The organism is Ginsengibacter sp. (genome assembly GCF_057362405.1).
Window position 1 is genome coordinate 1 of the sequence record NZ_JBMQQG010000201.1, and the last position, 3,703, is coordinate 3,703.

2 protein-coding genes are annotated in these 3,703 nt (G+C 41.0%); both read right to left on the bottom strand.

Going from position 1 to position 3,703, the window contains the following annotated elements; genetic code table 11:
- On the bottom strand, window positions 1-1,148 hold a 1,148-nt coding region (locus ACO1O5_RS17305), incomplete at its 3' end, for a Gfo/Idh/MocA family protein (protein WP_486272446.1).
- A gap of 344 nt (window positions 1,149-1,492) precedes the next feature.
- Window positions 1,493-3,703 (bottom strand): GH92 family glycosyl hydrolase (locus tag ACO1O5_RS17310; RefSeq protein WP_486272448.1); only part of this gene is annotated, 2,211 nt, incomplete at its 5' end.

Genomic DNA, 3,703 nt, shown 5'->3' on the forward strand with positions numbered 1-3,703 from the left:
ATGCCACCATGACCTGCACCTTTAGTTTCCTTACTCCACCTTGCCCAAAGTGGGTGATCATATTTATCTAACCATTTTTGTTCATCATCCCATTCATCTTCTTTGGCAGACTTGTCCTGTATATAAATCGTTTTGCTAACATCCATCCACAAACCTTCGGTGCCCTGTACCCGAAAACCTAATGAATATGGCCTGGGCAAATCAGTATCATGTTGCAGAAGAATGGTTTCCCCGTTGGCACAATTAATAGAAGTGGTAACCACATCACCCAACTTAAATTTCACTTTAGCGTTAGGATGATTTTCTCCGCCCCACTTAACAATATAATCGTGAAGGCCTCTTGATTTTGAAGCAAAAGAGCATAAAGAAAGAAAACGATTCCCGCGATTGATATCTATATAATTGGCCAGCGGGCCAACACCGTGCGTCGGGTACAGGTCACCGTTACGATGAAGGGAATGCTCGGTTCTCCAATGTGCCTCGGAATAAGCTTTCTCACCAAACTCAACACCATGCTCCTTTCCATTGTATCCATTGTTGAATTTTACGCCACGCAGATCATGCTGATAACCTCCCTGCAAATGAATGAGTTCGCCAAACATTCCCTGGCGCACCATATTCAAAACGGCCATTACATCTCTGCGGTAGCAAACGTTTTCCAACATCATTACATTGGCATTATATTTTTCTGCAGCTTTAACCACGTCCCAATGATCCTGCAAGGTTAAACCCAATATCACTTCTGTCGCTACGTATTTAAGGCCCGCTTCCAATGAACCCATTACCATCGGCTTATGCCATTCCCATGGCGTTGCTATAATAACTCCATCGAGGCCGCCCTTGATCTCTAGCATGTTCTTCCATGCATAATTATCACCTGTAAAAATCTGCGGCATTTTCTTCCCGCTCTTTGTAATGATTGCTTTAGAATTTTCAATAGCATGAGGTTCTACATCGCAAATAGCAACGAGTTCAACATCATCTCTTCTCAGCAGCAGATCAAGATGACTTTGTCCTCTCCCACCAACACCCATTATTGCTATTTTAACTTTGGGCTCACCATCCCGTACAAAAAATTTGGATGCCGGTGCAAACGTAAATGCCGCAGCCGCCAGGCCGGTTGTTTTTACAAACTCTTTTCTGTTCATACGATTTTAATTGATTTTTATTTTATAATATCCATAGTAGTTCCTGACCAGGAAACAATTAACAATGGTATTGTTTAAAACTACATGTTTATTACGCTAAATTATTCAGCAACCGTTTGCGTTAAATTGATCCTAATCGATTCATTATCCCTATTTTTTTATCGCGTCATATTTAGATGGGAATGCTGATGTCCCTTTTGAAGTCAACAATTTCAAGACTATTAACGTGTGTGCTATCAATGTCATACTTAAAATAACCTGGGCGATTTTCTCCCCAATAACCAGGGCGATTCCGGATAGTAATATATTCTGCACCATCTAAAAAAAACCAGGAAGTATTTCCTTCACAAATCCTTCCACTTCGCACGCTGATTTATATTTAATCCGCCCGGCTGTAGGATCGCTTTTGAACCCCATGTCGTTGGTTTATTTTGAAGCCATATTTCCAGTTTGCCACCTTGAATTATAGAAGCGTGTTGCAAATAATTCTTATCATATCGTTTTCCATTCCATTTTACTCCTTTTATATATTGGGCATTTACTCCGTTTTTGTGACAAATAATTTCAAACAATTTATTTCCGTGTAGTTTAATTTTTACTGAATCAAAAACGGGTGATACCAATAGATAATTTCCCGAAACAGGATCCAACGGATAAAAGCCCATGGCCGCAAAGACGTACCAGGCACTCATTTGGCCGGCATCATCATTTCCGCTTAGGCCGCCGGCGCCATCGCTATATTCTTCTCTTAAAATTTTATGCACTATCCTTTGCGACTTCCAGGGGGCGCTGGTATAATTATACATAAAAGGAATTTGATGACCGGGCTCATTCCCATGCCAGTATTCATCTTTATCAAATAGACTATCCAACTCGTTTTGCAATTGATCTCTACCGCCCATAAGTTTAGCTAAGCCGGGCACATCCTGAGGAACGTAAAAAGTGTATTGCCTTGGCGTTCCTTCCGTTATATAAAACTCTCTTTTATCAGCGTCAAACGGAACAACCCATTGGCCATTTTCGTGCCGACCGCATACCATACCCACCTTTGTATCAAAAACATTTTTATAGTTCAAGGCCCGCTTCAACAATATCGCTGCATCAGCTTTTTTATTTAATTGCTTCGCAACTGTATATAATGCATAATCATCATAAGCATATTCCAAAGTACGGCTCACCTCTTCTTTTTTATGAAAGGCAATGGGAACACTGTCTTCAACGGGAATGTAATTATATTTTAAGTAAGAAGACAAAGCCCTTCGCCCCTTTCCTTCCAGGTAATCTTTATCGCCGGCAATTTCGAACGCATTCTTACGCATAAGGCTATACGCTTCCACGGCGTCATAATTATGAATACCTTTCAAAAAAGCAGACGCTATAAACGCAGTTACATGATCCCCGATCATTGCGGAAGTATAGCTGTTCCAACACGGGAATATCGGAAGCCACCCACCCTGCTTTCCTTTGTTGATCATTGATTGAACAATATCACTGATAAGTCCCGGATTCAATAATTCCTGCAACGGCAATTGTGCCCGGTAGATATCCCACATAGAAAAATCATCGTAGTAGTTATCTTTTCCGCTGTTCATCAATTCATAATAACCGGAAAATTTCGGATACGTTCCGTCCACGTCGTTGTATAACCTCGGTAATTCCATGGCATGATACATAGCGGTATAAAATATTTTTCTATCTTTTTTATTCCGCGTATACACTTTTGCCTGGGACAACGCATCTTCCCAAACGTTCTCTGCCCTCCGTTCGATGTCATTAAAATTTCTATTACCAATTTCATTCTGAAGATTCTTCCTGGCTCCTGCTATGCTGCTAAATGAGGTTCCGATTTTTATTACCACTTGCTCTCCCTTTTTTAATATCAATCCGGCGTACACCCCCTCGTCTTTCTTATTTCTGATACTATCCGATTGAAAAATGTTTGCACCACTAAATGTGCCGCTGATTTTAACCTTCTTTTCGATCTTTATATAAAACCATCCATTGAATCCGGCAAGTTGGCCCCAACCCTGGTAAATGCGATGCACCGGGTTATAGCCCCACACTACTCCTTTTTCTGTATCTATTTTTATAAGGCCCTGCGACTGATCACTGTTTGGTGATATTAGTAAATACAAAGTGTCATTTCTTAATAAAGTAAACCGCATTATACCGCAGCGCAATGTTGAGGAAATTTCTGTCACAATATTTTGGGTAGTCAATTTATAATAAGCAGGACCAGTTGTCTCTTCACTATGCGAAAAAGGAATCGAATATTCGTCAGCGTTAGTTGTTAAACGGCCAACAACCGGCATAATAGTAAAGCTGCCATAATCCTGCGTGCAAGATCCGCTCAGCCAATGTGTGCCCCTAAAGCCCGACAACAACGAATCTTTATAAAAATAAGGTGGGATACATTTATTTTCTGACTGCCTTGTTTGAGGCGTCCATTGCGTCATGGCAAATGGCAAACCAACAGCAGGAATCGTATTGGCATTTCCTTCGCTGCCTGCCTCGCTATGTTTTAGTGCTGAAGTAGTGGTTGATGAAGCGGTGCC